Origin of the sequence: Citrobacter koseri ATCC BAA-895 (genome assembly GCF_000018045.1) — a bacterium.
GTDB lineage: Bacteria > Pseudomonadota > Gammaproteobacteria > Enterobacterales > Enterobacteriaceae > Citrobacter_B > Citrobacter_B koseri.
The window spans coordinates 2805556-2831950 of the sequence record NC_009792.1 but is presented as its reverse complement, the minus strand read 5'-3'; the positions used below and the strand labels follow the sequence as shown (position 1 = coordinate 2831950).

The following is a 26395-nucleotide window of genomic DNA, read 5'->3' as shown; positions in this document are numbered from 1 at the left end:
CACTGTAGAGGGAGCATATAGATGAGCATGTCTGACGATACCCATAATTCATTGTCTACCGGGAAGTGCCCTTTCCATCAGGGCAGCCACGACCGTAGCGCGGGTGCTGGCACCAGCAGCCACGACTGGTGGCCTAACCAACTCCGTGTAGATCTTTTGAATCAGCACTCCAACCGTTCGAACCCGCTGGGTGAGGACTTCGACTACCGCAAAGAATTTAGCAAACTCGACTATTCCGCCCTGAAAGGGGATCTTAAAGCTCTCCTGTCCGATTCTCAGCCGTGGTGGCCTGCGGACTGGGGCAGCTATGCCGGTCTGTTTATTCGTATGGCATGGCATGGCGCGGGCACTTATCGTTCCGTCGACGGGCGCGGCGGCGCCGGACGCGGGCAGCAGCGTTTTGCACCGCTGAACTCCTGGCCGGACAACGTCAGCCTGGATAAGGCGCGTCGTCTGCTGTGGCCTATCAAGCAGAAATATGGCCAGAAAATCTCTTGGGCCGACCTGTTTATTCTGGCGGGTAACGTGGCGCTGGAGAACTCCGGTTTCCGTACGTTCGGTTTTGGCGCCGGGCGTGAAGATGTGTGGGAACCGGATCTTGATGTGAACTGGGGGGATGAGAAAGCCTGGCTGACGCACCGTCATCCCGAAGCGCTGGCGAAAGCGCCGTTAGGCGCCACCGAAATGGGGCTTATCTACGTTAACCCGGAAGGGCCGGATCACAGTGGTGAACCGCTTTCCGCCGCTGCGGCTATCCGCGCGACGTTCGGCAATATGGGCATGAACGACGAAGAAACCGTGGCGCTGATTGGCGGCGGTCACACGCTGGGTAAAACCCACGGTGCGGCGGCGGCGTCCCATGTTGGCGTTGATCCAGAAGCCGCGCCGATTGAATTGCAGGGGCTGGGCTGGAGCAGTGACTACGGCAGCGGCGCAGGCGGCGATGCGATTACCTCGGGTCTGGAAGTGGTCTGGTCGCAGACGCCGACCCAGTGGAGTAATTACTTCTTCGAAAACCTGTTCAAATACGAGTGGGTGCAGACGCGCAGCCCGGCGGGCGCGATCCAGTTCGAAGCGGTTGATGCGCCAGAAATCATTCCCGATCCGTTCGATCCGTCGAAGAAACGTAAACCTACCATGCTGGTGACTGACCTGACGCTGCGTTTCGATCCAGAATTCGAGAAAATTTCCCGTCGTTTCCTCAACGATCCGCAGGCGTTTAACGAAGCATTCGCCCGCGCATGGTTCAAACTGACGCACAGGGATATGGGGCCAAAAGCGCGCTATATCGGACCGGAAGTACCGAAAGAAGATCTGATTTGGCAGGACCCGCTGCCGCAGCCGGTATTTAATCCGAGCCAGGAAGACATCGTCAACCTGAAGGCCGCGATTGCCGCGTCCGGGCTTTCCGTCAGCGAACTGGTGTCGGTTGCATGGGCATCTGCGTCAACCTTCCGTGGCGGCGATAAACGTGGCGGCGCTAACGGCGCTCGCCTGGCTTTAGCACCGCAGCGAGACTGGGATGTGAACGCCGCTGCGGCGCGCGTTCTGCCGGTTCTGGAAGAGATTCAGAAATCGTCCGGGAAGGCGTCTCTGGCCGATATCATCGTCCTTGCGGGCGTTGTCGGTGTGGAGCAGGCAGCAAGTGCGGCGGGCGTCAGCATCAGCGTGCCGTTCGCGCCGGGCCGTGTGGATGCTCGTCAGGATCAGACGGATATCGAGATGTTTGAGCTTCTCGAACCGATCGCAGACGGCTTCCGTAACTATCGCGCACGGCTTGATGTGTCGACCACCGAGTCACTGCTGATTGATAAAGCGCAGCAGCTGACGCTGACCGCGCCGGAGATGACGGCGCTGGTGGGTGGGATGCGCGTTCTGGGCGCTAACTTTGATGGCAGCCAGAATGGCGTGTTTACCGACCGCCCGGGCGTACTCAGCAATGATTTCTTTGTGAATCTGCTGGATATGCGTAACGAGTGGAAAGCGGCGGACGAATCGAAAGAGCTGTTCGAAGGCCGCGATCGCCTGAGCGGTGAGGTGAAATTCACGGCTACCCGCGCAGACCTGGTATTCGGTTCTAACTCGGTACTGCGTGCCCTGGCGGAAGTTTACGCCAGCAGCGATGCGCGTGAGAAATTCGTGAAGGATTTCGTCGCGGCATGGGTGAAAGTGATGAACCTGGATCGTTTCGATCTGCTGTAAGCCATCTCAGTAAAATGTGTAGGCCGGATGAGCGTCAGCGCCATCCGGCAAATAAAAAAAGCCCGCACGATCTGCGGGCTTTTTGTCTCTCCTGACCGTTATTCCCACTCTTGCAGGAAACGCTGACCGTACTGGTCGGCAACCAGCAGGGCGGCGTAAACCTGATCCGGCGTGGCGCCGCCAGGCATGTTGTGAATGGTTTCGCCTTCCGCGCAGGAGGCTTCCGCCACCGTGCGCATCTTCGCCGGAATATCCTGCTTAATATCCAGTTGCGCCAGCGTGATCGGCAGGCCAACGGAATGGCACAACGCCGCAGCGGTTTCGATCTCTTCAACCGGCGCGTTTTCCAGTACCAGTTGCGTCAGCGTGCCGAACGCCACTTTCTCACCGTGATAGTAGTGATGCGCGTCTGGAATCGCCGTCAGGCCGTTATGTATGGCATGCGCCGCCGCCAGACCGCCGCTTTCAAAACCGACGCCGCTCAGGTAAGTGTTGGCTTCAATCACGCGTTCCAGCGCCGGCGTGACGACATGCTGCTCAGCCGCCAGCATGGCCTTCTCACCCTCTTCGATCAGCGTGTTATAGCACAACTCCGCCAGCGCGAGCGCCGCCTGTGTACACTTGCCGCCCGCCATCGTGGTCGCGCCGCTGCGTGAACAGGCGCGCGCTTCAAACCAGGTCGCCAGCGCATCGCCGATACCGGCAGCCAGCAGACGTGCGGGCGCGCCCGCGACAATTTTGGTATCAACAATCACCATATTCGGGTTACGCGGCAGCATCAGATAGCGTTCAAACTCGCCTGCATCGGTGTAGATCACGGAAAGCGCGCTACAGGGGGCATCGGTAGAGGCGATGGTCGGCGCGATAGCGACCGGGACATCCATAAAGTGGGCCAGCGCTTTCGCGGTATCCAGCGTTTTGCCGCCGCCGATGCCGAGAACGGCGCCGCACTGCGCTTTATCTGCGACGATACGCAGACGATCGATTTCATTTTGCGAACATTCGCCGCCAAATGGCGCGATTTCCAGAGCCAGTCCGGCATCCTGGAAACTTTTCTCCAGCGCGGACTGGGCAAAATTTAAGACAAACTTGTCTCCGACCACCAGCCAGCGTTCGGCCAGGGGTTTGAGATATTCTCCAAGACGTGTGATGACATCTGCACCCTGGATGTATTTACCAGGAGATTGAATAATGTGGTCCATACTTTATTTCCCTCACAGGTTGATGTGGCCAAATGCGTTATTCCAGTCTTGCTCAAACTTCCCTATAGCTGACTCTATCGCAGGGGTATTGAGCATTTGTTGAGCTACATCTAAAGGAAGGGTGATTGCTTCGCATCCTGCGAGTAAGCAATCCAGCGCCTGACGCGGCGTTTTAAAGCTGGCGGCCAGTACCATGCTGCCCGGCGCATGCATCTCCAGTAAGGTTTGCAGTTCCTGCACCATACGGATGCCGTCGCCGCCCTGGGCATCAACCCGATTGACATACGGGGCGACGTATTTTGCGCCTGCCAGCGCCGCCAGCAAGCCCTGCGTTGCGCTGTAGACAGCCGTTCCCAGCGTCGTAATACCTTCTTTTTTGAGCTGTTTGATCGCCGCCAGACCTTCGGCAGTGACCGGAATCTTCACCACAATACCGGGAATGGCATTGCTCAGGCGTTTGGCTTCTTCCACCATTCCTTGCGCATCGCGGCTCATCGTCTGGGCAAATAGCGTTCCCTCTTCGCCGATGGCTTTTTGCAGGCGAGGCAGTACATCCCAGATGGATTCTTTACTCGCCGCCACAATGCTTGGGTTGGTGGTGACGCCAGCAACAGGGAAGATGCGCGCCAGACGTTCGACTTCCGCGACGTTCGCGGTATCCAGATAGAGTTCCATTTTGCTCCCTCTTAGAGTTCAAGTTCATGTTGCAACAGGCTGGCAATTGCCTCGGCAGATGCGGCGTTGACCAGCGCGTTGCGGAATTCTTCGTGCATAATGCGGCGGGCCAGGCGTGAGAAAATGCGCATATGCTGGTCGCCTGCGGCGTGTTTGTTGAGTGTCAGCATGATGATGAACTGCGCATCGTCATCGCCCCAGCGTACCGGCGCTTTCAGACGCGCCACGCTGATGGTGGACTGCTCAATGTGTTCAGATTTGCTGTGCGGAATGGCGAAGCTAAACCCTAACCCGGTGGAGAACACGGCTTCACGCGCCCACAGGTCGGCCTCCAGCTTGCGCGGGTAGCGACAGCGGCTTGCCAGCAGCAGGTTGTCGGTCATCCCCTTGATCACCTCTTCTTTGCTGCGCCAGTCGCTATCAAGCGTGATGCACTGGGCGGTGACCAGCGGCGCGTCCTGCTGGGCCATGCGGAATTGCGCCAGCAGATGCTCCACTTCCAGCGAGGTGCGACAGGCCATCGCCTGATTCAGCAACTGGCGACAGGCACGACTGTCGAGCTGCGCCATCCGCGCTTTAGCGGCAGGAATTGACGGCGCGCTCATGCTGATCTCGTCCAGCCCCAGTCCGACCAGCAGCGGCAACACTGACCCTTTCGCGCCGAGTTCACCGCACAGGCCAATCCATTTCCCCTGACGATGTACCGCCTGTACGGCGAAATCCAGCGCGCGCAGGAAGGCCGGATTCAGGCTGTTGTAGTGACGGGTGACTTTGGCGTTGTCGCGATCGACCGCCAGCAGATATTGCGTCAGGTCATTGCTGCCAATACTGAAGAAATCAATTTCTTCACAGCACTGGTCGATGATGAACATCACCGATGGCACTTCCAGCATGATGCCGAGGGGGATCTTCTCATCAAACGGGACGTGCTCGTTGCGTAACTGCTGTTTAGCCTCCGCCAGCTTCTCTTTGACCCACAGGATCTCTTCCATTGAGGAGATCATCGGGATCATGATTTTCAGGCTGCCGTGTGCGGAAGCGCGGAGGATCGATCGCAACTGCGTGGTAAACAGCGTGGCGTACTCTTCATATATACGTACGGCGCGATAGCCGAGGAACGGGTTGGCTTCCGCAGGAATGTTCAGATAATCAACGGGCTTGTCACCGCCGATATCCATCGTGCGCACAATAATGCTACGGCCCTGTGCGGACTCCAGCGCCTGGCAAAAAATGTTGTACAGCTCGTTCTCGCAAGGTGCACTGGTTCTGTCCATATACAGCATTTCTGTACGGAACAGACCAACCGCTTCCGCGCCGTTGCCGAATGCCGCTTGCGCTTCGACGGAGTGCGCAATGTTGGCGGCCACTTCCATACGGATACCGTCGGCAGTGCGCGCTTGTTGGGTCAGCCAGATACGCTGCTGCTCGCGTAAAGCGTCCTGCACGCGGGCTTCCTGTTGGTAGTAACGGGTGACGGGTTCATCTGGCGCAACGACAATCGCACCGGCGTTGCCGTCGATATAGACCGTCTGGTGCAGCCACGGCGTTAGCGCCTCAATATCCACGCCAACCAGCGTGGGAATGTTGAATGAGCGGGCAAGAATAACCGTGTGCGAAGTCGTACCGCCGCTTTTTAACAACAAGCCTTTGAGAAACGTTTTGTCCAGTTCGAGGAACTGGCTTGGGGTGAGTTCATCGGCCATACAGACGGTGGGTTGGGTCAGTTTGCCTGGCGCCGGGAAGCGTTGTTCGCCATAAATTTGTTGCAGGAGCTGGAAGCAGACGTCGCGTACGTCCAGCGCGCGTTCCTGTAAATAGCGGCTGCTGGAACGGGCAAACTCATCACAAAAGTGTCCGGCGCTTTCGACTATCGCCTGCGCACAGCTTAAACCGCGCGCAACGCCTGCCAGCAAATGTTGGCGCAGGGAGGTGTCGCCAGCCAGCGAACGGTGGGCTTCCAGAATAGCGCTGGTGGCGCCGTCGCTGTCGAGCTGGCGGAACGCAATATTCTTTATCAGCAGCGTTAAGCCGTTATCCAGCGCAGATTGCTCGGTCTCTATATCACTGGCAGCAGGGAGTTCGCCGAGCGTATTGAGATCCAGCGAGGAGAGCTGCGTCAGAACGCCGCCTGCGCTGCCGGTGCAGACGGCGCGGGCGCGAAAAAACAGCGGGTTCAGGTTTGTCAGCGATGCCGGAAGCGGCTCCAGCTCACTGTTTTTGATCTCCGCCAGAGGCGCATCGCAAAGGGGGAATTCATCGCGCAGCCATTGGCTCAGGCGCTGGTGGGCATCCTGTTCGTCCGTACCTGAAATTAATAACTGACAGGCGTCGCCTGCCAGCGTGTCGGTGCCAATCAGCGCCAGCGCGCTTTTGGCGTTGCCTTTACGGTCGGTGCGCAGGTTATGCCACTCAATGTGTGAGGTAAAGGTATTGCACAGCGTCTCAACGTGGCTTGCCGGGCGGGCGTGTACGCCATTGGGCAGCTCACAGGTAAATTCCACAATCAGGGCCATTGCCTTTCTCCCATAACGATTTTCTGGCTACAGGATAAAAGGGCGTTGCCGCATAGTGCCATGTGACAAAACTGCCAAACGCTGGACAAATGTAACATACACGTCAAATTGCGAGACACTTCACAAGTCGGAGTGCGGCATCTTATTTCTGAGGTTTGATAAGTTATGAGGCGGATCGCATTTTTGTACTGATATTACAAAAATCCAGTAAATGGCCTTTTTATCCACTGTCTGCGCCGCGTTGGATTGCCTATTGTTTGCCACAACAACGTTATGGATAGGGGCCTGAAGTGGCCCGGGAGCGACTTATGAAAGAGTTGGTGCAGATCCTGAAAAACACCCGTCAACATCTGATGACCGGTGTTTCGCATATGATCCCCTTCGTCGTAGCGGGTGGGATCTTGCTGGCGGTTTCCGTCATGCTGTATGGCAAAGGCGCTGTTCCCGATGCCGCGACCGATCCTAATCTCAAGAAGCTTTTTGATATTGGCGTCGCAGGGCTGACGCTGATGGTGCCTTTTCTCGCCGCCTATATCGGTTACTCCATTGCTGAACGTTCCGCGCTGGCGCCTTGCGCGATCGGCGCCTGGGTGGGCAACAGCTTTGGCGCCGGGTTCTTTGGCGCGCTCATTGCCGGGATTATCGGCGGTATCGTCGTGCATTATCTGAAGAAAATCCCGGTGCATAAGGTATTGCGCTCGGTGATGCCTATCTTCGTTATCCCTATCGTCGGCACCTTCATTACCGCAGGCATCATGATGTGGGGGCTGGGCGAACCGGTTGGCGCGTTAACCACCAGCCTGACCCAATGGCTGCAAGGAATGCAGCAGGGCAGCATCGTGCTGCTGGCGGTCATCATGGGGTTGATGCTGGCCTTCGATATGGGCGGCCCGATTAACAAAGTGGCCTACGCCTTCATGCTGATTTGCGTGGCGCAGGGCGTATACAGCGTGGTGGCGATTGCTGCGGTGGGTATCTGCGTTCCGCCGCTGGGTCTGGGCCTGGCAACGCTGGTTGGTCGTAAAAACTTCTCTTCTGAAGAACGTGAAGCCGGTAAAGCCGCGTTGGTAATGGGCTGCGTTGGGGTCACGGAAGGCGCGATTCCCTTCGCCGCCGCCGATCCGCTGCGCGTGATCCCATCCATTATGGTTGGCTCTGCCTGTGGTGCAGTAACGGCTGCGCTGTTTGGCGCGCAGTGTTATGCCGGCTGGGGTGGGCTGATTGTTCTGCCGGTTGTGGAAGGCAAGCTGGGTTATATCGCGGCAGTCGCTGTCGGGGCGGTAGTGACGGCAATCTGCGTTAACGTGCTGAAAAGTCTGGCGCGTAAGAAAGTGTCTCAGGTTGATGAGAAAGAAGACGACCTGGATTTAGAGTTTGAGATGAATTAAGTGAGGAATGAGCCATGACGAAGATTATCGCAGTAACAGCATGTCCTTCTGGTGTCGCACACACCTATATGGCGGCCGAAGCGCTGGAAAGCGCGGCCAAAGCGAAAGGCTGGGAAGTCAAAGTCGAGACCCAGGGCTCGATTGGTCTGGAAAACGAACTGACTGCGGCGGATGTGGCGGATGCGGATATGGTGATTCTGACCAAAGATATCGGCATCAAGTTTGAGGAACGCTTTGCGGGTAAAACCATTGTCCGCGTCAACATCAGCGATGCGGTAAAACGCGCCGATGCCATTATGAACAAAATTGACGCGCATCTTTCGCAAATTGCTTAACGTTAGAATGCCCGATGGCGCAAGCTTATCGGGCCTACGATGTTAATCCCCGTAGGCCGGATAAGGCGCTCACGCCGCCATCCGGCAACAAGCTTGCCTACAGGAGTTCCTCATGACGAATCGTACCCAGCGCCTTAAAGCCGCACTTTTCCAGAATAACCGTGAAATTTCGCTTGAGCGCGCGCAGCTGTATACCGCCAGCTATCAGCAGACAGAGGGAGAGCCGGTCATATTGCGTCGCGCTAAAGCGACGGCGTATATCCTTGAGCATGTTGAAATTTCGATTCGTGATGAGGAGTTGATTGCCGGGAACCGTACGGTGAAACCGCGGGCGGGGATTATGTCGCCGGAAATGGATCCGTACTGGTTACTTAACGAGTTAGATCAGTTCCCGACGCGTCCACAGGACCGTTTTGACATCAGCGAGGACGATAAGCGCCTCTACCGCGAGGTGCTGTTCCCGTACTGGGAAAAACGGTCGATGAAGGATTTCATCAACGGCCAGATGACCGATGACGTGAAAGCCGCCGTCAGCACGCAGATTTTTAGCGTTAACCAGACGGATAAAGGGCAGGGGCACATTATTATTGATTACCCGCGGCTGTTGAATCACGGTCTGGGTGAACTGGTGGCGCAAGTGCGGCAACACTGCCAGCAGCAGCCGGACAATCACTTTTACCAGGCGGCGTTGCTGCTGCTGGAGGCTTCGCAAGGCCACATTCTGCGTTACGCGACGCTGGCGGAGAAAATGGCGGAAAGTTGCCTGGATGCGCGTCGGCGTCAGGAGTTGCTCACCATTGCCGCGAACTCCCGACATAACATGCAGCACAAGCCGCAAACCTTCTGGCAGGCGTGCCAGCTGTTCTGGTACATGAACATCATTCTGCAATATGAGTCTAACGCCAGCTCGCTCTCGCTGGGGCGTTTTGACCAGTATATGCTGCCGTTTTATCAGGCATCGCTGAGCCAGGGCGAAGACCCGGCATTTTTAAAAGAACTCCTCGAATCGCTGTGGGTAAAATGTAACGACATCGTGCTGTTACGTTCGACCAGCAGCGCACGCTATTTCGCCGGATTCCCGACCGGTTACACCGCATTGCTTGGGGGATTGACGGAGAACGGACGCAGTGCGGTGAACGTGCTCTCTTTTCTCTGTCTTGACGCGTACCAGAATGTGCAGTTGCCGCAGCCGAACCTTGGCGTGCGTACCAATGCGCTGATTGACACGCCCTTCCTGATGAAAACGGCGGAGACGATTCGCCTCGGCACCGGTATTCCGCAGATCTTTAATGATGAAGTGGTTGTGCCCGCGTTCCTGAACCGGGGTGTTTCGCTGGAGGACGCCCGTGATTACGCGGTAGTGGGGTGTGTGGAGCTGTCGATTCCGGGCAGAACCTACGGCCTGCATGACATCGCCATGTTCAACCTGCTGAAAGTGATGGAAATCAGCCTGTATGAGAATGAAGGAAACCGCACGCTGACGTACGAAGATCTGTTGGCGCATATTCGCGCCAAAATCAGCCATTACATTACGCTGATGGTGGAAGGCAGTAATATTTGCGATATCGGCCACCGTGACTGGGCGCCGGTACCGCTGCTTTCCTCGTTTATCAGCGACTGCCTGGATAAAGGCCGTGATATTACCGATGGCGGCGCGCGTTATAACTTCTCTGGCGTACAGGGGATTGGCATTGCTAATCTGAGCGACTCCCTGCACGCGTTAAAAGGGCTGGTATTTGATCAGCAACGTTTACGTTTCGATGAACTGCTGGCGGTGTTAAAGGCGAACTTTGCGACGCCGGAAGGTGAGAGAATTCGTGCCCGGCTGATTAACCGCTTCGAGAAATACGGTAATGATATTGATGATGTGGATAACATCAGCGCTGAACTGCTGCGCCATTACTGTAAAGAGGTGGAGAAATACCAGAACCCGCGCGGTGGGCAATTTACACCGGGTTCATACACCGTCTCCGCGCATGTGCCGCTGGGTTCGGTGGTGGGGGCGACGCCGGATGGCCGTTTTTCCGGGGAACAGCTGGCAGACGGCGGGTTGTCGCCAATGCTCGGCCAGGATATGCAGGGGCCGACGGCGCTGCTGAAATCAGTAAGTAAACTGGATAACACGCTGCTTTCTAACGGTACGCTGCTCAACGTGAAGTTTACGCCCGCGACGCTGGAAGGTGAGGCCGGCTTGCGCAAACTGGCGGATTTTCTGCGCGCCTTTACCCAGCTTAAGCTACAGCATATTCAGTTTAACGTGTTGAATGCGGATACGTTGCGTGAAGCGCAATTGCGCCCGCAGGATTTCGCCGGGCTGGTGGTGCGCGTGGCGGGTTACAGTGCCTTCTTTGTCGAGCTGTCGAAGGAGATCCAGGATGACATCATTCGCCGCACCGCGCATCAGCTGTAAGAATCTGGAAACGAGCGCTGATGATGTCGCACGTATTTTCAACATTCAGCGTTATTCGTTGAATGACGGGCAGGGAATCCGTACGGTGGTCTTTTTTAAAGGCTGCCCGCATACCTGTCCGTGGTGCGCCAATCCAGAATCTATTTCTCCACGCATCGAAACGGTGCGGCGGGAGAGTAAATGTCTGCACTGCTCGCCCTGCTTGCGTGATGCGGATGAGTGTCCTTCCGGGGCGTTTGAACGTATCGGGCGCGATATTACGCTGGATGAACTGGAACGCGAGGTGATGAAAGACGAACTCTTTTTTCGCACCTCCGGCGGCGGCGTCACGCTTTCTGGCGGTGAAGTATTAATGCAGGCGGCGTTTGCCACGCGGTTTTTGCAACGTCTGCGACGTTTCGGCATTTCCTGCGCGATTGAAACCGCAGGCGACGCGCCTGCCAGTCGGTTGCTACCGCTGGCTAAAGCGTGTGATGAAGTGCTGTTTGATTTAAAGATTATGGAGCCGCGCCAGGCGCATGAGGTGGTCAAAATGAATTTACCACGCGTGCTGGATAACCTGCGTTTACTGGTAAACGAGGGGATTACGGTCATCCCCCGTTTGCCGTTGATTCCGGGCTACACGCTCAACGTTGAGAATATGCAGCGAGCGTTGGCGGTGTTGCTATCGTCAGGGATTAATCAGGTGCACCTGCTACCGTTTCATCAGTATGGTGAAGCGAAATACCGTCTGCTTGGGCAGCCGTGGGCAATGAAAGATGTGCCTGTACCCTCGCCGCAAGAGGTGGCGGAAATGCAGGCGTTGGCAGAGCGAGCCGGGTTTCTGGTTACTGTGGGAGGTTAATATGACAGTCTCAACTGTACGTTATCTGGTTGCCGTTACCGCCTGCGTCAGCGGCGTGGCGCATACCTATATGGCCGCCGAACGCCTGGAGAAGCTCTGCCAGCAGGAAAAATGGAACATTAAAATTGAAACCCAGGGGGCGCTGGGCACGGAAAATCGCTTAACGGAGGAGGATATCAACCGGGCGGATGTTGTGTTGCTGATTACGGATATTGAACTGGCGGGCGCGGAGCGTTTTATTCAGAGTCGGTATGTTCAGTCAGGAATTAACGCCTTTCTTCGCGAACCTCAGCGGGTGATGAGCGCCGTGCGTAAACTGCTCACCGCGCCGCAGCATACGCATCTTATTCTGGAGTAGCCTTCTTTTCCGTCAACTGGCTGTGGTACTGCCGACGATATTCTGACGGAGAACGCTCCGTATTTTTACGAAACAGGCGGCAGAAATAGTTGCTGTCGACAAATCCACAGGTGTGAGCCACTTCTTTGACTTTCAGATCGTAACCCTTCAGCAGCGTTTTCGCGTGTTCCAGCCGTGTGTGATTCAGATATTCGTTAAAGCCGATAGCGCCTGTTTTTTGAAACAGATGAGAAAGGTAGTTTGGCGAAATATAAAACGCCTGCGCCACCGATTCGCGGGTGAGCGGGGAAGCGTAACGCTCATCGATATAGTTGCGAATCGCTTCAAAAAGCGCCTGACTCCGTGACGCCGTCTGGATTTGGCTGCCCAGCAGATCGCGGCAGTGGCTCAACAGGCTGGCGACAATTAATCGGGCCGTCTGCTGTTCCTGCGGCTGCATCTGCATTTCATTGAGCGTTTGCAGCAGGAAGGAGCCAATACGTGGGCCTCGACGTGCGACATGCTGCTTCGCAAGATTCTGATATTGTTTGCCGTCCCAGTGAACAACGCTGAAACCTAATTGCTGCTTGCCAAACAGGATGCTGAGCGTGGTGACGGGCGTTTGCCACTGCGGGAAGTTCCAGCTGCCTGCCGGAACATACAGAACGTCGCCAGCGATGAGCGTCACGGGCGCGGCCGGGATGCCTGTATCGGTGAACTCCCCCTCCAGCACCATCTCCAGGCGTGGAAAATCAACCTGATACGCCAGTTCGGGCGCCGTACCGCTGGTATTGGCGAAAAAAACCTGCCGTAGCGCCATAGGGCCGTTAATCAGACGGGAGAGAAGGTGGCTGACGTCATGGTACATGTTGATCCCTTGCAGAGCGCAGACAGAGGAAACAGTAACGTTGAACGTAAACCGCCTCAAGCGATAATTGCCGGATGGCGGTACACGGGTTATGCATTTTGTAGGCCGGATAAGCGTCAGCGCCATCCGGCGATGCCGTTACTGATTCCCTACATGATCCCCGTAAGGCAGGGTATCGTAATCAATCAACGCGTTTTTCTTATACGGGTTGCCAATCCAGCGCGTGATCGCTTTGAACTGCGGGCTGGTGATGGAGCGCGTCGGGTCGAACCCGTCGTAGGTCAGCCCCGCTAAGTCGGACCAGGTATGGATAAGTTCAGAGCTGCTGTACTTGCGGTCAACATATGCCGAGAGATCGCGCGGGTGTGCGGCCTGCCACTTTTCTGACGTCCATAACAGGAACGGCACCGTATACATATGACGCGTAGGGTTGTCTTCGTTACGTCCCTGCGTTTTGTGCGGCGGCGTGTCATACACTTCTTCACCGTGATCGGAGAAGTAGAGCAGAAAACCGTTCGGGTCAGTCGTTTTATAGTCCTGAATCAGGCTGGCGACGACATGGTCGTTATACAGATTCGCGTTATCGTAATCGTTATAAATATCCTGTTCGTCTTCGCCCACGCCCGCAGGGATATGATCGGTTTGACCGTCAAATTTTCCCTGATTCTCTGGGTAGCGGAATTTGTATTTGATATGTGTTCCCAGCAGGTGAACGATAATAAATTTCTTCGGTGCCGGGTCGGCCATTACGTCTTTAAAGGGCGCCAGAACGTTGGTGTCATATTCCCGCGCGCTTTGAGTACGCTGCTGATTCATATAAAACTGCTTGTCGGTCTGTTTCGAGAATACGGTCAGCATCGTATTACGCGCGGTCATCGTCTGCTGATTGGTGATCCAGAACGTCTTATAACCTGCCTGTTTCATCATGTTCATCAGCGACGGTTTCGTTAGATACAGATCCGGGTTCTTTTCATTGGCGAAGGTCAGCGCCTGTTGCAGAATTTCAATCGTATATGGCCGGGAGGTGACGACGTTATTGAATACGGTCAGACCCGGATCGCTTTTATGCAACGCGTCCAGCTCTGGCGTGGTTTCTCGCGGATAACCGTACAGACTCATGCGACCACGCTGGGTTGACTCGCCGATAACCAGCACTAACGTACGCGGCGCATCACCGGAGTTATCTTTAAAATTCGTTAACGGAGGCAGCGCGTTGTTCTCGTTAAGCAGACTATTCAGCGACGTGAGTTGCTGATTATATTGATAATAGCCATTGATAAACTGCCACGGCGCAGCGGGTTCCATACGCGAGGCGAGGCCGCCTAATGTCTGCTCAAACGGCTTATGTTTGATAAACGTCCCGACGGCGATCGGATGCAGAATAAGGCCGTATAACAATGCAAAGGAGACTAACCAGCGCCACGGCGCGGGAATATATATTGGCTTTAAACGCGTCCACAGCAGGATTGCCACGGCGGTATAGGCCAGGGCGATAAGGATAATCTTCAGACTGAAATACTGGCTCAAGTACTCGCTGGCTTCGTTCGCGTTTGTTTCAAACATGACATACAGAACGCTTTGCGAGAATTCCTGCCCGTAAATGACATAATAACTGAGCGCCGCCAGCGAAGAGGCCCAGAGTACAACGCCAATAACGGCGGCAATCGCGCGGGTATGACGGGGAAATAAAAATACCGGGATCAGCCAGAGCGAACTGAAAAGCAGTGAGTCACGCAGCCCGTTGGTGCCGCTATAGCCGCTGATGCAAATAACGGCCTGAAGTAATGTAGAGAAGAACCAAAAATAGAGTAGCGCCCAGCCAAGGGCTTTCCAGCTAAACGAAGGTTTAGCAGATGTGTGTGTGAAGAACATATATGAAGCCTGTTTTTATTCGAGTCGCCAACGTAGCGACAAATCATTAAGAGAACCTTAAGTATGGCGATGCCAGTGACCTATTCTTGTTGATGGCGTATTCAGCAGAGTGAACAAAACGCAGGCAGGAATATATTGAAAAACAGGCGATTATTACAGAAATATTTCAAAGCCCTCTCGCCCGGGCGGGCGAGAGGGGATATGACGATGCGTGTGGGTTAGCCGGTATTACGCATCCCCGCAGCCACGCCCGCAATCGTGACCATCAGCGCCTGCTCGACGCGCGGGTCTGGATCTTTACCTTGCTCTTCTGCAAGACGGGAACGGTGTAAAAGCTCCGCCTGCAATACGTTCAGCGGGTCGGTATACACATTCCTTAACTGGATAGACTCGGCAATCCACGGCAGGTCGGCCATCAGATGGGAATCGTTGGCAATCGCCAGCACCACTTTGATGTCCTCTGCCAGCAGGTTGCGTAACTCTTCACCCAGTGGCCACAGCGCTTTTTTGACCAGGCGTTGATCGTAGTATTCCGCCAGCCACAGGTCGGCTTTAGAGAACACCATCTCCAGCATGCCGAGGCGCGTGGAGAAGAACGGCCAGTCGCGGCACATGGCCTCCAGTTCGCTTTGCTTGCCATCTTCAACGACTTTTTGCAGCGCGGTGCCCGCACCCAGCCAGGCCGGGAGCATCAGGCGGTTTTGCGTCCAGGCGAAGATCCAGGGAATGGCGCGCAGGGATTCAACCCCGCCTGTCGGGCGACGTTTTGCCGGGCGCGAACCGAGCGGCAGCTTGCCCAGTTCCTGTTCTGGCGTTGCGGAACGGAAGTACGGGACGAAGTCTTTATTCTCGCGGACATAGCCGCGATACAGGTCGCAGGAGATCACGGACAGCTCGTCCATGATATGACGCCACGAATTTTTCGGCTCCGGCGGCGGCAGCAGGTTGGCTTCCAGAATCGCGCCGGTGTACAGGGACAGGCTGCTGATGGTGACTTCAGGCAGGCCGTACTTAAAGCGGATCATCTCACCCTGTTCGGTCACGCGCAGGCCGCCTTTCAGGCTGCCCGGCGGTTGGGAAAGCAGCGCGGCATGAGCAGGCGCGCCGCCACGGCCAATGGAACCGCCGCGACCGTGGAACAGCGTCAGCTCAATTCCGGCTTTTTCACAGGTTTTGATCAGCGCGTCCTGAGCCTGATACTGCGCCCAGGAGGCGGCCATTACGCCTGCGTCTTTCGCCGAGTCAGAGTAGCCAATCATGACCATCTGTTTGCCCTGAATAAAGCCGCGATACCAGTCGATATTCAGCAACTGAGTCATTACCGCGTCGGCGTTGTTCAGGTCGTCCAGCGTTTCGAACAGCGGCGCAACCGGCATGGCAAAGCTAATCCCGGCTTCTTTCAACAACAGATGCACGGCCAGCACGTCGGACGGCGTTTTCGCCATAGAGATAACGTAAGCGGCGATGGAACCCAGCGGCGCTTCGGCAATCACTTGACAGGTCTCAAGCACTTCGCGGGTGTCGTCGCTCGGTTCCCACTGACGAGGCAGCAGCGGACGCTTGGAGTTGAGTTCGCGGATCAGGAAAGCCTGTTTATCGGCTTCGGACCAGCTTTCATAATCGCCGATGCCCAGATAACGCGTCAGCTCGCCCAGCGCTTCGGTATGGCGGGTGCTCTCCTGGCGAATATCAATGCGCACCAGCGGCACGCCAAAGCATTTCACCCGGCGCAGGGTATCAAGCAGTTCGCCATTGGCGATGATGCCCATGCCGCACGCTTGCAGAGACTGATAACAGGCGTACAGCGGCTCCCACAACTGCTCGTTTTGCGTCAGCAGGCCAGCGGGTTTCGGCAGTTTCTCGCCTTTCAGACGCGCTTCCAGCCAGGCTTGCGTTGCCATCAGGCGGGAACGCAGGCTTTTCATCAGGTAGCGGTAAGGTTCTGATGCGCCTTCTTCGCCGACCAGCGCCAGCAGTTCCGGCGTGGCGTCGACCATCGACAGCTCAGAAATCAGAACCTGAATATCTTTCAGGAACAGATCGGTGGCTTTCCAGCGGCTCAACAGGAGAACGTGGCGGGTGACATCAGCCGTTACGTTCGGGTTGCCGTCACGGTCGCCGCCCATCCAGGAGGTGAAACGCACCGGAACAAAATCCACCGGCAGTTTGTAGCCCAGATGCTCTTCCAGTTGTTCATTCAACTCACGTAGATAATTTGGCACCCCTTCCCACAGGCTGTTTTCAACCACCGCAAAGCCCCATTTGGCTTCGTCGACCGGACTTGGGCGGTTTTTACGGATTTCATCCGTATGCCAGGACTGGGCGATCAGCTGGCGCAGACGGCGCATGAGCTGATTACGTTCGTAATCCGCGATCTCTTTGTTATCGAGCTGCTTCAGACAGGCGTTGACTTCGCCCATTTTGTGAATCAGCGTGCGGCGAGTGATCTCGGTAGGGTGTGCGGTCAGTACCAGTTCCAGAGATAACGACTCCACCGCGTTTTTGATGGTGGCTTCGTCGAGATTGGGTTGATCTTTCAGTTTACGCAGGGTGCGGGCAATCACTTCCGGGTTGCTGGCAGCTTCGCCCTGCGGCGAAATGCTGTGGTACTGCTCGGCGGTATTGGCCAGGTTCAGGAACTGACTAAACGCGCGGGCAACAGGCAGCAGCTCGTCGTTGGACAGATTCTGTAGCGTGGTGAGCAACTCCTGGCGATTCGCTTCATTGCCAGCGCGAGATGATTTAGACAGCTTACGGATTGTTTCTACGCGATCAAGAATGTTCTCTCCCAGCGCATCCTTGATGGTTTCTCCCAGCACTTTGCCGAGCATACTGACATTACTACGCAACGCGGAATATTGTTCGTTCATATGATCCCAGACACCCCATCTGTTTTGAATATGTCCTGTATCTTTCGCGTCACAGCGGCGTTGGCTGCAACGTGAAATCTTTCGGACTTTAATTTTTTACATCACTTCTTATCTTTATAAAGCCACGTAAAACACCTGACGTCAATTGCTGCGAAATCGGTTCAGCAAACGAATAAATGACGGGAATTTACGTAATTTAATTCACATCGAATCAAATAAGCGTTGCTTATGGAAATGTTAATAAATCACCTCGCTTACCACTAAAGGGGTAGCGAGGTGATAAGCAGTTAATGCCAGCAGAAATGATGGACAACCTGCGTAATCAGCTCGCGGGTTGGCTTGATAAAACGCGTTTCCAGATATTCATCCGGCTGGTGCGCCTGATTAATCGAACCCGGGCCAAGCACCAGCGTCGGGCACAAGGTCTGGATAAACGGCGCTTCGGTGCAGTAGTTCACCACTTCGGTTTGCGCGCCCAGCAGTTTCTCGACCACTTCCACCAGTTGATGGTCAGGCGGACATTCGTAGCCGGGAATCGGCGGATGCAGTTCGGACACCGTCAGACGGCCCGGCCAGCGTTCGCTCACGGGCGCCAGCGCATCGTTGAGCAATCCGTTGAGATCGTTCAGCGTCATGCCCGGCAGCGGGCGAATATCCATATGCAACTCGCAACAGGCGCAGATACGGTTCGCGGCGTCGCCACCGTGAATGTGGCCCAGGTTTAATGTCGGATAAGGAACGGTAAACGCCGCGTAGTGATAACGTTCTTTCAGGTCATCGCGCAGCTGCATGATGCGGCCAATGGCGTCGTGCATCAGCTCAATGGCGTTAACCCCGCGCGCCGGATCGCTGGAGTGGCCCGATTGCCCCAGAATGCGGATGGCGTTTGAAATGTGGCCTTTGTGCGCGCGCACCGGTTGCAGGGACGTTGGTTCACCGATGATCGCGCAGTCCGGGCGCAGGGCGGTGGTTTCAGCAAAATAGCGCGCGCCCGCCATGCTGGTCTCTTCATCGGCGGTAGCCAGAATATACAGCGGTTTTTTCAGCGTCGTCACATCCACGTCACGCAGGGCATCGAGGATAAAAGCAAAGAAGCCTTTCATGTCCGCCGTACCCAGCCCGTAGAGCTTGTTATCGTGCTCGGTCAGCGTGAACGGATCGCGCGTCCAGCGTCCGTCGTCAAAGGGTACGGTATCGGTATGGCCCGCCAGCAACAAACCGCCAGCACCCTGTCCGGTGCTTGCCAGCATATTGAATTTATTGCGCGTACCGGGGACTGCCTGAACCTCAACCTTGAAGCCCAGATCTTTAAACCAGTCTGCCAGCAGAGTGATTAAAGACGCATTACTTTGATCGAGCGCTTCTTCGGTAGCGCTAATCGACGGTGTGGCAATCAGAGCGCGGTAAATCTCGATAAATGGCGGTAAAGTGTTTTTCATTGTTGACACACCTCGGGTCATGATAGTATCAATATTCATGCATTATTTGTGAATAAAAATACATTAACGTTGAGCGTAAGAAAACCCACCAACTGTAAGGTGAAGTTGTTACGGCTTAACCAGGCAACCAGACATAAGAAGGTGAACAGCCCCGATGTTGAATACGCTGATTGTGGGTGCCAGCGGTTACGCTGGCGCAGAGCTTGTGACCTATGTAAATCGTCATCCTGATATGACCATAACCGCTTTAACCGTCTCAGCGCAAAGCAATGATGCAGGAAAGCTAATCTCTGATTTACATCCGCAGTTAAAAGGCATTGTCGATCTGCCATTGCAGCCAATGTCTGATATTAGCGAGTTCAGCGGCGGGGTGGATGTGGTGTTTCTCGCCACCGCGCATGAAGTGAGCCATGACCTGGCCCCGCAGTTCCTGAATGCGGGCTGCGTTGTGTTTGATCTCTCCGGTGCGTTCCGGGTTAATGATAGCGCCTTCTACGAAAAATATTATGGCTTTACCCATCAGCACCCTGAGCTGCTGGAACAGGCGGTGTATGGCCTGGCGGAGTGGAGCGCGGACAAGCTAAAAGAAGCGAATCTGATTGCGGTGCCGGGATGCTATCCGACGGCGGCGCAATTGTCGTTAAAACCGCTGATTGACGCAGGCCTGCTGGATCTCAACCAGTGGCCGGTCATTAACGCAACCAGCGGCGTGAGCGGCGCCGGGCGTAAGGCGGCGCTTTCGAACAGTTTCTGTGAAGTCAGCCTGCAACCGTATGGCGTCTTTACCCATCGTCATCAGCCGGAAATCGCCACCCATCTGGGGGCAGAGGTTATTTTCACGCCGCATCTGGGGAACTTCCCGCGCGGAATTCTGGAAACGATCACCTGCCGCCTGAAAGCTGGCGTTACCCATACTCAGGTGGCGCAAGCGTTGCAGCAGGCGTATGGCGACAAGCCGCTGGTGCGGCTATATGACAAGGGCGTTCCGGCGCTGAAGAATGTGGTCGGGCTGCCGTTCTGCGATATTGGTTTTGCCGTTCAGGGCGAGCACCTGATCGTGGTGGCGACCGAAGATAACCTGTTGAAAGGCGCAGCGGCGCAGGCAGTGCAGTGCGCAAATATCCGTTTCGGCTTTGCTGAAACGCAGTCTCTTATTTAAGGGTGCAATGATGAATCCATTAATTATCAAGCTGGGCGGCGTATTACTGGATAGCGAAGAGGCGCTGGAGCGTCTGTTTACTGCGCTGGTCAATTACCGCGAGTCGCATCAGCGTCCGCTGATTATCGTGCACGGCGGCGGCTGCGTTGTGGATGAGCTGATGAAACAGTTAAATTTGCCGGTGAAAAAGAAAAATGGCCTGCGCGTGACGCCCGCCGATCAGATCGACATCATCACCGGCGCGCTGGCGGGAACCGCCAATAAAACCTTGCTGGCGTGGGCGAAAAAACACCATATCGCGTCCGTTGGCCTGTATCTCGGCGACGGCGATAGCGTAAAAGTGACTCAACTCGATGAAGAGCTGGGCCACGTTGGACTGGCGCAGCCGGGTTCGCCTAAGCTGATTAACACGCTGCTGGAAGGCGGCTTCTTGCCGGTGGTCAGTTCCATTGGCGTGACCGAAGAAGGGCAACTGATGAACGTCAATGCCGATCAGGCGGCGACGGCGCTGGCGGCAACGCTGGGGGCGGATCTGATCCTGCTTTCTGATGTAAGCGGTATTCTGGATGGCAAAGGTCAGCGCATTGCCGAGATGACGGCGGCCAAAGCGGAACAGCTGATCGATCAAGGTATCATTACCGACGGCATGATTGTGAAGGTGAACGCGGCGCTGGACGCCGCCCGCACGCTGGGGCGCCCGGTGGATATCGCCTCCTGGCGTCATGCCGAGCAGCTTCCGGCGTTGTTTAACGGTACGCCGATCGGTACGCGTATTCTGGCTTAAACTATTTTGTGCCCGATGGCGGCCACGCCTTATCGGGCCTGGGTGAACCGAACCTGTAGGCCGGATAAGCTAAGCGCCATCCGGCATTGAAATTCAAGATATTAAGGAAGCATGTTATGGCACTTTGGGGTGGGCGTTTTACACAGGCAGCGGATCAACGGTTCAAACAGTTTAATGACTCATTGCGCTTTGATTACCGCCTGGCCGAGCAGGATATCGTCGGCTCTGTGGCCTGGTCCAAAGCTCTGGTCACGGTTGGGGTGTTGACTGCGGATGAGCAACTGCAACTGGAAGAGGCGCTGAGCGCGCTGCTGGAAGAGGTTCGGGTGAATCCGCAGCAGATTCTGGAAAGCGACGCGGAAGATATTCACAGCTGGGTGGAAGGCAAACTGATCGATAAAGTCGGCCAGTTGGGGAAAAAGCTGCACACCGGGCGCAGTCGTAACGATCAGGTTGCGACCGACCTGAAGCTATGGTGCAAAGATACGGTCACCGAGCTGCTGTCTGCTAACCGTCAGTTACAAAGCGCGCTGGTAGAGACGGCGCAGAATAATCAGGATGCCGTCATGCCGGGGTACACCCATCTGCAACGCGCGCAGCCGGTGACGTTTGCCCACTGGTGCCTGGCGTATGTGGAAATGCTGGCGCGTGATGAGAGCCGCTTGCAGGATGCGCTCAAGCGTCTGGACGTCAGCCCGTTAGGCTGCGGCGCGCTGGCGGGTACGGCGTATGAAATCGACCGTGAACAGCTGGCAGGCTGGCTGGGCTTTGCCTCGGCGACGCGTAACAGTCTGGACAGCGTGTCCGATCGCGACCATGTGCTGGAACTGCTGTCCGACGCGTCTATCGGCATGGTTCACCTGTCGCGCTTTGCGGAAGATCTGATTTTCTTTAATACCGGTGAAGCGGGCTTTGTGGAACTCTCCGATCGCGTGACGTCGGGTTCATCGCTGATGCCGCAGAAGAAAAACCCGGATGCGCTGGAACTGATCCGTGGCAAGTGCGGCCGTGTGCAGGGGGCGTTAACGGCGATGATGATGACGCTGAAAGGCCTGCCGCTGGCGTACAACAAAGACATGCAGGAAGACAAAGAAGGGCTGTTTGATGCGCTCGACACCTGGCTGGACTGCCTGCACATGGCGGCGCTGGTGCTGGACGGCATTCAGGTAAAACGTCCGCGCTGCCAGGAAGCGGCGCAGCAGGGCTATGCGAATGCGACTGAGCTGGCGGATTATCTGGTTGCCAAAGGCGTGCCGTTCCGTGAAGCGCACCATATTGTGGGCGAAACGGTGGTGGAAGCGATTCGACAGGGAAAACCGCTGGAAGATCTGTCACTGGCTGACCTGCAAAAATTTAGCGCTGTGATTGGCGATGATGTGTATCCGATTCTGTCGCTGCAATCATGCCTGGATAAACGTGCGGCGAAAGGCGGTGTTTCACCGCAGCAGGTTGCGCAGGCGATCGACTACGCGAAGGCGCGTCTGGCGTAACTGGCGTTGTGCCGGATGGCGGCTGCCGCCTTATCCGGCCTACAAAAAATTGTGAACCGTCGCCATCCGGCAACAGTCATCAGAGCCTGGCATCACGTCGGGCTTATTTTATTTATGCAAAAAAAAGCGGACCATAGGGTCCGCAAAAGTTCACGTTGGCTTTAGTTATTTCGAGTTGAGAAAAACTCTTTGAACGGGCGGTGACTTCAAGGGTTAAAGAGGTACCGCTCCGTTTCTGTGATGTATTATTAGACAGAAAGCTTGATAGGGATAATCGTTCGTTGCTATGCTACCTATCGCCATGAACTATCGTGGCGACGGAGGATGAATAATGAATATTCGTGATCTTGAATACCTGGTGGCATTAGCCGAACACCGCCATTTCCGGCGTGCGGCGGACTCCTGTCACGTCAGCCAGCCGACGCTCAGTGGGCAAATCCGTAAGCTGGAAGATGAACTGGGCGTAATGCTGCTGGAGCGTACGAGTCGTAAAGTTCTGTTCACCCAGGCAGGTTTACTGCTGGTGGATCAGGCGCGCACCGTGCTGCGTGAGGTCAAAGTGCTCAAGGAGATGGCAAGCCAGCAAGGTGAGACGATGTCTGGCCCATTGCATATCGGCCTGATCCCAACGGTTGGCCCTTATCTGCTGCCGCATATTATTCCGATGCTGCATCAGACCTTCCCGAAGCTGGAAATGTATCTGCATGAAGCGCAGACGCACCAGCTGCTGGCGCAACTGGACAGCGGCAAGCTTGACTGCGTGATCCTGGCGCTGGTGAAAGAGAGCGAGGCGTTTATCGAAGTGCCGCTGTTTGATGAACCCATGATGCTGGCGATCTATGAGGATCACCCGTGGGCGAATCGCGATCGTGTGCCGATGTCCGATCTGGCGGGTGAAAAACTGCTGATGCTGGAAGACGGGCACTGCCTGCGCGATCAGGCGATGGGCTTCTGCTTTGAGGCGGGCGCGGATGAAGACACCCATTTCCGGGCGACCAGTCTGGAAACGCTGCGCAACATGGTTGCGGCGGGGAGCGGTATTACCTTACTGCCTGCGCTGGCGGTTCCGCAGGAGCGTAAGCGTGATGGCGTAGTCTACCTGCCGTGCATTAAGCCGGAGCCTAAGCGTACGGTTGGGTTGGTTTATCGTCCGGGATCGCCGCTGCGCAGTCGCTATGAGCAACTGGCGGAGGCCATCCGTGCGGAGATGGATGGCCATTTCGACAAAGCGTTAAAACAGGCGGTTTAAGCCGTTTAGCGCCGCTACCCGATAGGCTTCCGCCATTGTCGGGTAGTTAAAGGTGGTGTTAACGAAGTACTCAATGGTGTTACCGCCGCCTTTCTGTTCCATAATCGCCTGGCCGATGTGAATAATTTCGGCCGCGCGTTCGCCAAAGCAGTGAATCCCCAGAATCTCTTTTGTTTCCCGATGGAACAGGATCTTCAGCGTTCCCACGTTCATCCCGACGATTTGCGCGCGCGCCAGGTGCTTAAACTGCGCACGTCCGACTTCGTAAGGCACTTTCATCGCCGTCAATTGCTGCTCGGTTTTGCCGACAGAGCTGATTTCCGGGATGGTGTAAATCCCGGTAGGGATATCTTCAATAAGATGGGCGGTCGCTTCGCCTTTCACCAGCGCCTGCGCGGCAATTCGACCCTGGTCGTAAGCGGCGGAAGCCAGACTCGGATAGCCAATCACATCGCCCACCGCGTAAATGTGCGGCAGCGCGGTCTGGTACATGCTGTTGACTTTGAGTTGCCCACGGCTGTCGGTTTCCAGACCGATATTTCCCAGCGCCAGTGAATCGGTGTTACCAGTGCGTCCGTTGGCGTACAGCAGACAGTCGGCCTTCAGCTTTTTACCGGATTTCAGGTGCATAATGACGCCGTCGTCGCAGCCTTCAATCTTCTCGTACTCTTCGTTATGGCGAATAACCACGCCGCTGTTCCAGAAGTGGTAAGAGAGAGAGTCGGACATCTCCTGATCAAGAAACGCCAGCAGACGGTCGCGGGTGTTAATCAAATCAACTTTGACGTCCATTCCCCGGAAGATTGACGCATATTCGCAGCCGATCACCCCGGCGCCATAGATGATGACGTGACGAGGTTCGTGATGCAGGCTAAGGATTGAGTCGCTGTCGTAAATACGTGGATGCGCGAAATCAACGTCGGCCGGGTGATAAGGACGCGACCCGCAGGCAATCACGAATTTCTCCGCCGTCAGGGTTTCGACCGTGCCGTCGTGGCACTCCAGCGCGAGGGTGTTTTCGTCAACAAAATGCGCATTACCCTGCAATATTTCACAGTGGTTGCGCTCATAAAAGCCCTGCCGCATGCGCGTTTGTTGATTAATGACGTTATCGGCATGGTTGAGAATATCGGCAAAGGAAGAACGAAGTAGTCGGGAGTGGTCGCTGTAGAGGGGGTTCTGGTTGAATTCGATGATACGGCTGACGGCATGGCGGAGCGCTTTCGACGGGATGGTGCCCCAGTGGGTACAACCGCCACCAACGTTGTGATAACGCTCAATAACGGCGACGCGCGCTCCTTGCTTAACCAGACCCATTGCAGCGCCTTCGCCGCCGGGGCCTGAACCTATGACGATTGCATCATAATCCCAGGAATGTGGCATGGTATTACTCACCTGTTTTTATACATAAAATAAACACGATGATAACATTCGCGCGCCTTTAACCCAATTATCGTTGTGCTTTTTTGTGGGGCTGGAGCACAAACAGCCTGTAAACAATCATTCACAAAGCTGAACAAACAGATTAAGTTTGTTCTCTGGTATAGTGCCAGATAAGGCATATGGAAGGATTCAGACATCGTGATGGGCGTTAGAGCGCAACAAAAAGAAAAAACCCGGCGTTCGCTGGTAGAAGCCGCATTCAGTCAACTGAGCGCCGAACGGAGTTTCGCCAGTCTCAGTTTACGCGAAGTAGCGCGTGAAGCGGGCATTGCGCCAACCTCATTTTATCGCCATTTCCGCGATGTGGATGAGCTTGGCCTGACGATGGTGGATGAGAGCGGTTTAATGCTGCGCCAGCTGATGCGCCAGGCGCGTCAGCGTATTGCCAAAGGCGGCAGTGTGATCCGTACCTCGGTCTCCACATTTATGGAGTTCATCGGCAACAATCCTAACGCCTTCCGTTTATTATTGCGTGAACGTTCCGGCACCTCGGCCGCGTTTCGCGCCGCAGTCGCGCGTGAGATTCAGCATTTCATCGCGGAACTTGCGGACTATCTGGAACTCGAAAACCATATGCCGCGCGCGTTCACTGAAGCGCAAGCCGAAGCGATGGTGACGATTGTGTTTAGTGCAGGTGCCGAGGCGCTGGATGTTGGTGCGGAACAACGCCGACAGCTGGAAGAGCGGCTGGTACTGCAACTGCGCATGATTGCGAAAGGGGCATATTACTGGTACCGCCGTGAACAAGAGAAGATGGCACATCACTCCGAGTAACGTGAAGGACGAGCAATGAAACAGTCAGGTCAAGATAAAGGTACGCTGTTGCTGGCGCTGGTCGCTGGCTTATCGATCAATGGCACATTCGCGGCGCTGTTTAGCTCCATCGTGCCGTTTTCTGTATTCCCGATTATCGCGCTGGTGCTGGCGGTTTATTGCCTGCATCAACGTTATCAAAACCGCACCATGCCTGTCGGCTTGCCGGGGCTGGCTGCCGCCTGTTTTATCCTCGGCGTGCTGTTGTACAGCACCGTGGTACGTGCGGAATACCCGGATATCGGTTCTAACTTCTTCCCGGCGGTGCTGTCGGTGATTCTGGTATTCTGGATTGGCTTTAAGATGCGTAACCGCAAGCAGGAAGTCGCGGAATAATGCCGGATGGCGGCGTAACCGCCTTATCCGGCCTACGATGATTTGTAGGCCCGGTAAGCGCAGCGCCACCGGGCATATCGCCGGATGGCGGCGTAACCGCCTTATCTGGCCTACGATGATTTGTAGGCCCGGTAAGCGCAGCGCCACCGGGCATATCGCCGGATGG

Annotated in this window: 20 protein-coding genes; 12 read left to right on the top strand and 8 right to left on the bottom strand. The window is 55.7% G+C overall.

Annotated elements, in window-relative coordinates:
- Positions 1–21: 21 nt before the first annotated feature.
- On the top strand, positions 22–2202 hold the full coding sequence (katG, locus tag CKO_RS13035; protein ID WP_012133848.1) for a catalase/peroxidase HPI: 2181 nt from the start codon (positions 22–24) through the stop codon (positions 2200–2202).
- Positions 2203–2300: 98 nt separating this feature from the next.
- Here katG and gldA read toward each other — a convergent pair whose 3' ends face one another.
- From gldA to ptsP, 3 genes are read right to left on the bottom strand one after another with little or no spacing between them, the layout of a single operon-like run.
- Positions 2301–3404 carry a bifunctional L-1,2-propanediol dehydrogenase/glycerol dehydrogenase gene (gldA, locus tag CKO_RS13030; protein WP_012133847.1) on the bottom strand — a complete coding sequence of 368 codons (1104 nt, stop codon included), beginning with the start codon at positions 3402–3404 and terminating at the stop codon, positions 2301–2303.
- 12 nt (positions 3405–3416) lie between these two features.
- Positions 3417–4079 (bottom strand): fructose-6-phosphate aldolase, encoded by a 663-nt coding sequence (fsa, locus tag CKO_RS13025; RefSeq protein WP_012133846.1) that lies wholly within the window; start codon positions 4077–4079, stop codon positions 3417–3419.
- Positions 4080–4090: 11 nt separating this feature from the next.
- Complete coding sequence (gene ptsP, locus CKO_RS13020; protein WP_012133845.1) at positions 4091–6592, bottom strand: phosphoenolpyruvate--protein phosphotransferase; 2502 nt, start codon at positions 6590–6592, stop codon at positions 4091–4093.
- Positions 6593–6900: 308 nt separating this feature from the next.
- Here ptsP and CKO_RS13015 point away from each other — a divergent pair, with 308 nt between their 5' ends.
- The 5 genes from CKO_RS13015 to CKO_RS12995 all read left to right on the top strand — a co-directional run bounded on the left by CKO_RS13015 (position 6901) and on the right by CKO_RS12995 (position 11927).
- The gene (locus CKO_RS13015; protein WP_012133843.1) at positions 6901–7980 is read left to right on the top strand and encodes a PTS fructose transporter subunit EIIC; all 1080 of its coding nucleotides are present in this window, start codon (positions 6901–6903) and stop codon (positions 7978–7980) included.
- Positions 7981–7994: 14 nt separating this feature from the next.
- The gene (locus CKO_RS13010) at positions 7995–8315 is read left to right on the top strand and encodes a PTS fructose-like transporter subunit IIB (protein ID WP_024130658.1); all 321 of its coding nucleotides are present in this window, start codon (positions 7995–7997) and stop codon (positions 8313–8315) included.
- Positions 8316–8427: 112 nt separating this feature from the next.
- Positions 8428–10725: a formate C-acetyltransferase gene (locus tag CKO_RS13005; RefSeq protein WP_012133841.1), complete on the top strand. Its 2298-nt coding sequence runs from the start codon at positions 8428–8430 to the stop codon at positions 10723–10725.
- Entirely contained in the window at positions 10691–11569 is an 879-nt protein-coding gene (locus CKO_RS13000) for a [formate-C-acetyltransferase]-activating enzyme (protein WP_024130657.1), read from the top strand. The genes CKO_RS13005 and CKO_RS13000 overlap by 35 nt, the downstream gene beginning before the upstream one ends.
- Position 11570: 1 nt before the next feature.
- Positions 11571–11927 (top strand): PTS fructose-like transporter subunit IIB, encoded by a 357-nt coding sequence (locus CKO_RS12995; RefSeq protein ID WP_012133839.1) that lies wholly within the window; start codon positions 11571–11573, stop codon positions 11925–11927.
- Here CKO_RS12995 and CKO_RS12990 read toward each other — a convergent pair.
- The 4 genes from CKO_RS12990 to argE form a co-directional block, all read right to left on the bottom strand.
- Complete coding sequence (locus CKO_RS12990; protein ID WP_012133838.1) at positions 11914–12774, bottom strand: AraC family transcriptional regulator; 861 nt, start codon at positions 12772–12774, stop codon at positions 11914–11916. The genes CKO_RS12995 and CKO_RS12990 overlap by 14 nt on opposite strands.
- A 138-nt stretch (positions 12775–12912) precedes the next feature.
- Complete coding sequence (locus CKO_RS12985) at positions 12913–14646, bottom strand: phosphoethanolamine transferase CptA (protein WP_012133837.1); 1734 nt, start codon at positions 14644–14646, stop codon at positions 12913–12915.
- Positions 14647–14864: 218 nt separating this feature from the next.
- The gene (ppc, locus tag CKO_RS12980; RefSeq protein WP_012133836.1) at positions 14865–17516 is read right to left on the bottom strand and encodes a phosphoenolpyruvate carboxylase; all 2652 of its coding nucleotides are present in this window, start codon (positions 17514–17516) and stop codon (positions 14865–14867) included.
- 287 nt (positions 17517–17803) lie between these two features.
- Positions 17804–18955 carry an acetylornithine deacetylase gene (argE, locus tag CKO_RS12975; protein ID WP_024130656.1) on the bottom strand — a complete coding sequence of 384 codons (1152 nt, stop codon included), beginning with the start codon at positions 18953–18955 and terminating at the stop codon, positions 17804–17806.
- 154 nt (positions 18956–19109) lie between these two features.
- Between argE and argC the strand changes: the two genes are divergently transcribed.
- From argC to oxyR, 4 genes are all read left to right on the top strand, one after another.
- Positions 19110–20114, top strand: coding sequence for an N-acetyl-gamma-glutamyl-phosphate reductase (argC, locus tag CKO_RS12970; protein ID WP_012133834.1), 1005 nt, complete (start codon positions 19110–19112; stop codon positions 20112–20114).
- Positions 20115–20121: 7 nt separating this feature from the next.
- Positions 20122–20898: an acetylglutamate kinase gene (gene argB, locus CKO_RS12965; protein WP_012133833.1), complete on the top strand. Its 777-nt coding sequence runs from the start codon at positions 20122–20124 to the stop codon at positions 20896–20898.
- A gap of 116 nt (positions 20899–21014) precedes the next feature.
- Complete coding sequence (gene argH, locus CKO_RS12960) at positions 21015–22388, top strand: argininosuccinate lyase (protein ID WP_012133832.1); 1374 nt, start codon at positions 21015–21017, stop codon at positions 22386–22388.
- A gap of 331 nt (positions 22389–22719) precedes the next feature.
- Positions 22720–23637: a DNA-binding transcriptional regulator OxyR gene (gene oxyR / locus CKO_RS12955; protein ID WP_012133831.1), complete on the top strand. Its 918-nt coding sequence runs from the start codon at positions 22720–22722 to the stop codon at positions 23635–23637.
- Here the strand turns inward: oxyR and sthA are convergent.
- On the bottom strand, positions 23620–25020 hold the full coding sequence (sthA, locus tag CKO_RS12950) for a Si-specific NAD(P)(+) transhydrogenase (RefSeq protein ID WP_012133830.1): 1401 nt from the start codon (positions 25018–25020) through the stop codon (positions 23620–23622). The genes oxyR and sthA overlap by 18 nt on opposite strands.
- A 198-nt stretch (positions 25021–25218) precedes the next feature.
- Between sthA and fabR the strand changes: the two genes are divergently transcribed.
- Both fabR and CKO_RS12940 read left to right on the top strand, forming a co-directional pair.
- Positions 25219–25854: an HTH-type transcriptional repressor FabR gene (gene fabR / locus CKO_RS12945; protein WP_047459767.1), complete on the top strand. Its 636-nt coding sequence runs from the start codon at positions 25219–25221 to the stop codon at positions 25852–25854.
- A 15-nt stretch (positions 25855–25869) separates the two neighbouring features.
- Positions 25870–26229, top strand: coding sequence for a YijD family membrane protein (locus CKO_RS12940; protein ID WP_012133827.1), 360 nt, complete (start codon positions 25870–25872; stop codon positions 26227–26229).
- The last annotated feature ends 166 nt before the right edge of the window (positions 26230–26395 follow it).

Excerpts from the sequence above, each read along its gene's own strand:
- CKO_RS13010 (WP_024130658.1), top strand. The coding sequence starts at position 7,995 with ATGACGAAGATTATCGCAGTAACAGCATGTCCTTCTGGTGTCGCACAC.
- CKO_RS12995 (WP_012133839.1), top strand. The coding sequence starts at position 11,571 with ATGACAGTCTCAACTGTACGTTATCTGGTTGCCGTTACCGCCTGCGTC.
- ptsP (WP_012133845.1), bottom strand. The coding sequence starts at position 6,592 with ATGGCCCTGATTGTGGAATTTACCTGTGAGCTGCCCAATGGCGTACAC.
- CKO_RS13000 (WP_024130657.1), top strand. The coding sequence starts at position 10,691 with ATGACATCATTCGCCGCACCGCGCATCAGCTGTAAGAATCTGGAAACG.
- argE (WP_024130656.1), bottom strand. The coding sequence starts at position 18,955 with ATGAAAAACACTTTACCGCCATTTATCGAGATTTACCGCGCTCTGATT.
- gldA (WP_012133847.1), bottom strand. The coding sequence starts at position 3,404 with ATGGACCACATTATTCAATCTCCTGGTAAATACATCCAGGGTGCAGAT.
- CKO_RS13005 (WP_012133841.1), top strand. The coding sequence starts at position 8,428 with ATGACGAATCGTACCCAGCGCCTTAAAGCCGCACTTTTCCAGAATAAC.
- katG (WP_012133848.1), top strand. The coding sequence starts at position 22 with ATGAGCATGTCTGACGATACCCATAATTCATTGTCTACCGGGAAGTGC.
- ppc (WP_012133836.1), bottom strand. The coding sequence starts at position 17,516 with ATGAACGAACAATATTCCGCGTTGCGTAGTAATGTCAGTATGCTCGGC.
- sthA (WP_012133830.1), bottom strand. The coding sequence starts at position 25,020 with ATGCCACATTCCTGGGATTATGATGCAATCGTCATAGGTTCAGGCCCC.
- CKO_RS13015 (WP_012133843.1), top strand. The coding sequence starts at position 6,901 with ATGAAAGAGTTGGTGCAGATCCTGAAAAACACCCGTCAACATCTGATG.
- CKO_RS12940 (WP_012133827.1), top strand. The coding sequence starts at position 25,870 with ATGAAACAGTCAGGTCAAGATAAAGGTACGCTGTTGCTGGCGCTGGTC.
- CKO_RS12990 (WP_012133838.1), bottom strand. The coding sequence starts at position 12,774 with ATGTACCATGACGTCAGCCACCTTCTCTCCCGTCTGATTAACGGCCCT.
- argH (WP_012133832.1), top strand. The coding sequence starts at position 21,015 with ATGGCACTTTGGGGTGGGCGTTTTACACAGGCAGCGGATCAACGGTTC.
- fsa (WP_012133846.1), bottom strand. The coding sequence starts at position 4,079 with ATGGAACTCTATCTGGATACCGCGAACGTCGCGGAAGTCGAACGTCTG.
- oxyR (WP_012133831.1), top strand. The coding sequence starts at position 22,720 with ATGAATATTCGTGATCTTGAATACCTGGTGGCATTAGCCGAACACCGC.
- argB (WP_012133833.1), top strand. The coding sequence starts at position 20,122 with ATGATGAATCCATTAATTATCAAGCTGGGCGGCGTATTACTGGATAGC.
- argC (WP_012133834.1), top strand. The coding sequence starts at position 19,110 with ATGTTGAATACGCTGATTGTGGGTGCCAGCGGTTACGCTGGCGCAGAG.
- CKO_RS12985 (WP_012133837.1), bottom strand. The coding sequence starts at position 14,646 with ATGTTCTTCACACACACATCTGCTAAACCTTCGTTTAGCTGGAAAGCC.